Here is a 3611-nt window from a genome sequence, read left to right on the forward strand (position 1 = left end):
GCCAGGGCCTGGTGCAGGGGCGGTCCGAGTCTGAACTGCATGCGCACGCGCTGGCGGCGTACCGCCGCTACCGCAACGAGACCTATCCGTCCTGGAGCCCCATCGTCTGGCTGGGCCGCCGGCTGCGCGACCTGCTGCTGCTGCCCTCGACGCTCGCCGGCAGGCGCCACATTCAGGACTTGCCGCCGGAGCGGCGCAAGGTCCCTATCCGCTTCCTTGGCCTGTGGGACACCGTGGCGGCGTATGGGATGCCAGTGGACGAGCTCAAGTGGGGAATCTCGCTGCTGATATGGCCCATGGTGTCAAAGGACCATCACTTGAGCGTGCAAGTCCAGCGCGCCTGCCATGCGCTGTCGCTGGATGACGAGCGCCAGACCTTCCATCCCATCCTCTTCGATGAGGCTCACGAGGCTGCGCTGGTCGCCGCGAACAAGGTGCCGCCGGACCGGTTGACGCAGGTGTGGTTCTCCGGCGCCCACTCCAACGTGGGTGGCGGCTACCCGGAGGACCAGCAATCGCTGGTGACGCTGGACTGGATGATCAGCCAGGCCAGTGATGCAGGCCTGCGGCTGGACGCGCGAACCGTGCAGGAGGTGGCCCAGGAAAAGTCGCCCTTTGCCCGGCTGTACGACGCCCGCGCGGGCGCAGGCTCGTACTACCGCTACGCGCCGCGGCGCGTGGACATGGGCATGGACAAGACCACGGGCCAGCCCATCCGCGCCATCGTGCATGGCAGCGTTATCGCGCGCATCGCCTACGGCTCGGATGCCTACGCGCCGATCGCGCTGCCCGCCGAGTTTGATGTGCTGGCGCCGGACGGCTCGCTGCTGCCCATGGTGGGGTTCGAGGACCGGGGCATGAAGCTGTCCAAGTCCACGACGGCGCAGGCCAGCGTGGCGGCATCAAGGACCGAGAAGGTCAGGGTGGCCATCGAAAAGATCGGCGCGCCCTTGCAAGGCATGGTGGAACAGATCCGCGACACCGTCTGGTTGCGCCGGGTCGCGTATTTCGCGTTTTTGTTCGCGACGTTGGCGTTGGTGATTTATCCGTTGGACGCCAAGAAATTCGCCGCGGCGATGTTTGAAACGCTTGGCCGGGCCAACGAACAGCTGGGCGGCCGCGCGGAGGCTACATCGGACGGGATCAACGAGACCTTGAAGGGCATCGTCGAGCCCTGGAAGCCGCAGTTGCGCGAGCTGGCGCCCAATTGGGCCAGAGGCTGGGTCGAGGCCTTCTGCGAGCAGCCGTTCGGGATGCTGGTCGTCATCGCGATGGTGGGGGGCCTGTTCCAGGTCAGCAACTTCCTTCGGCAGCGCGTTCATGACCGTGCCTGGTTTGCCTGGCATGCTGACCGGCGCGAGGACTACGTGACCTGGGTCCGCGACTCGGCGAAGAACTCCACCCTCAAGGCGGCGGCGCTCCTGGGCGTCGTGGTGGTGGTGGTCCTTGCATACACCAAGTGGCAAACATGGGCCGATGTCAGCCCGGTTCTGAAGCTGCTGGTTGTAGCCCTGCTGGCGGTCCTGCTCTGGCGGGTGCGCGTCCAGCGGCGGATCGAGAAGGTCATCGACGGCCACGTGCCCAGCACGCCCACGCTGAAGGTGGCCCGGGTGTTGCGCAACAACCCGTTCCTGATTGGCGCGGCCTGGCTGATTTCCCGGGGCATCGTGCCGCTGATCTTTGCGTTGGCGCTGCTGTACCTGATCGTGGGCGGCGTCAGCCACTTCGTCGCGCGCAGCGCGGACTCGGCGGGAGCGTTCTGCACGCCTTCAAAATCTTTACGGGACGTCGGCGACAGTCCCCTTGCTCCTAAGGCGCGTTTCGACACGAGCGAGGTCTGCTGGGCCACGGGCCTTTCCGTCAAGGCGGACCAGTCGTATGAAATCGAGCTGGACACCGGCGCCAGCCCGCCTTGGTACGACAAGGGCGTCGAGGCCAGCGTGGCGGGGCTGAAGGCACGGGGCTGGCCGCACAACCTCTTTGCGCTCATCAAGCGCTCATGGGATGTCGACTACTTTGTTCCCATGATTCGCATCGGCCAGCGCGGCAACGTCGAGCCGGCCTTGAAGATGCAGCCTATTGAAAAGGGCTCTGGCAAGGCGAAGCTGACGTTCACGGCGTCGCGCGACGGTGAGCTGTTCCTGTACCTCAGCGACGCCATCGTGCCGGTCCCCTACATTGCCAACTGGTTCTACAGCAACAACTGCGGCTCGGCGGCCGTGACCGTGGGGCCTTCGCCGTCCGCCTCGGCCGCGAGCACCGCCGAGGCCACCCCGCCGGCGCCGGCTGGCGAAAACTGTCCGCGCAGGCATTGAGCGTGCGATGCCCGGACCGCGTGCCGGCATCGCGCTCCGACGTGCAGCGGCGTCCATTCACCTGTTGCGGCGCGTCGAGCTTGCCGCCTTCTGGTGCATGAGTTTGCCTCGGGGGAATTTGTTGGCGGCCTCATTAACTTTTGGGATGAGCCTTCCCCCAGCGCCGCCGATCATTCACAGGCCTACAGGCTCAAAGGGGAGTGAGACATGAGCGTGCCATTGCGTGCGATTGCGGCCTTGGCCGTCCTGGCGTTGGCAGGCTGCGCCAACTACAAGGCGATCACCAACTTCGCCGGTGAGACCACGAAGATGACGGGTGCCGTTCGACAGGAGATTCAGCAGGTCGCCAAGCTGTGCAATGACGCGGCGGACGTGCGCGTCTTGCTGTCGGAATCAACGCCAACGGGCGATGTAGAAGGTGCCAAGGCGCTCAAGAAGAGCTGTGGGTTGACGGGTGACGCCACCGTTGCGTTCCAGGAGGTCACTGTCGACACCTTGGAGCTCTACGCCAAGACCCTGCTAGCGATGGTTGACGACAAGCAGTTCGAGGTTCGCAGTTCCATTCAGGGAACGGCCAAGAAGTTGAGCGCACTCAAGGACAAGGACGGCGCTTCGATCGTCAATCCAAAGAAGGTCACCGCTGTCGCCAGCGTGTTGTCGCTGCTCGCTGATGTCCTTGTGAAGGCCGAGCGAGAGGACGGCATCCGGCGGCTGGTGGCCGCAGGGCCGGACCTCGTGGCCAACGCGCGCGTCTTGCGAAGCTTTTTTGTCGACGAGGCCCAGCAGTCCAACTACGACGGCTGGCTGACCACGACCGCGCGCGTGACGCGGGGCAGCGAGATCAGTGTGGGCATGGGGAAACCCATGGCCGTAGCGGAGCCCATCCGAACAGCGGAACTGCGCCGGCAGATCGGGGTGACTTCGAAGGCGATCGACTCCCGCCTGGCCAAGGCGGGCAAAGCCGGCGATGTGCCCACCAAGATCGTCGCCGCCATCGACGCCTGGATTGTCTCTGTGCCGGTGTTTCAGCAAGAGGCGCTCAAGTCGGACCCGCGTGCGCTGCTGAACCAGTTGGACGACTTCCGGACCAAGACACTTGAGGCTCGGGATGCCATCGAGGCGGGCTTTTAAGCACAGGAACAGAGCATGAGCACCGAAGCGAACAATGAATCCACAGGCACTTCCGGGCCTGAGCAGCAACTCATCGCGGTAGCCCAGGTCGGGGTTCAGCTTGACGAAGCCTCGCTGGCCTCGTTGAGAACGTTCCTGCACGACCAGCTTGATGCGCTCAATGAG

2 protein-coding genes are annotated in these 3611 nt (G+C 64.8%); both read left to right on the forward strand.

The window, feature by feature from the left end:
• Positions 1-2315 (forward strand): phospholipase effector Tle1 domain-containing protein (locus ACXJKR_RS27270; RefSeq protein ID WP_457325490.1); only part of this gene is annotated, 2315 nt, incomplete at its 5' end.
• Positions 2316-2522: 207 nt separating this feature from the next.
• Positions 2523-3446 carry a hypothetical protein gene (locus ACXJKR_RS27275; protein ID WP_457325491.1) on the forward strand — a complete coding sequence of 308 codons (924 nt, stop codon included), beginning with the start codon at positions 2523-2525 and terminating at the stop codon, positions 3444-3446.
• Positions 3447-3611: the final 165 nt, after the last annotated feature.

It is taken from the genome of Roseateles sp. P5_E11 (genome assembly GCF_054049355.1).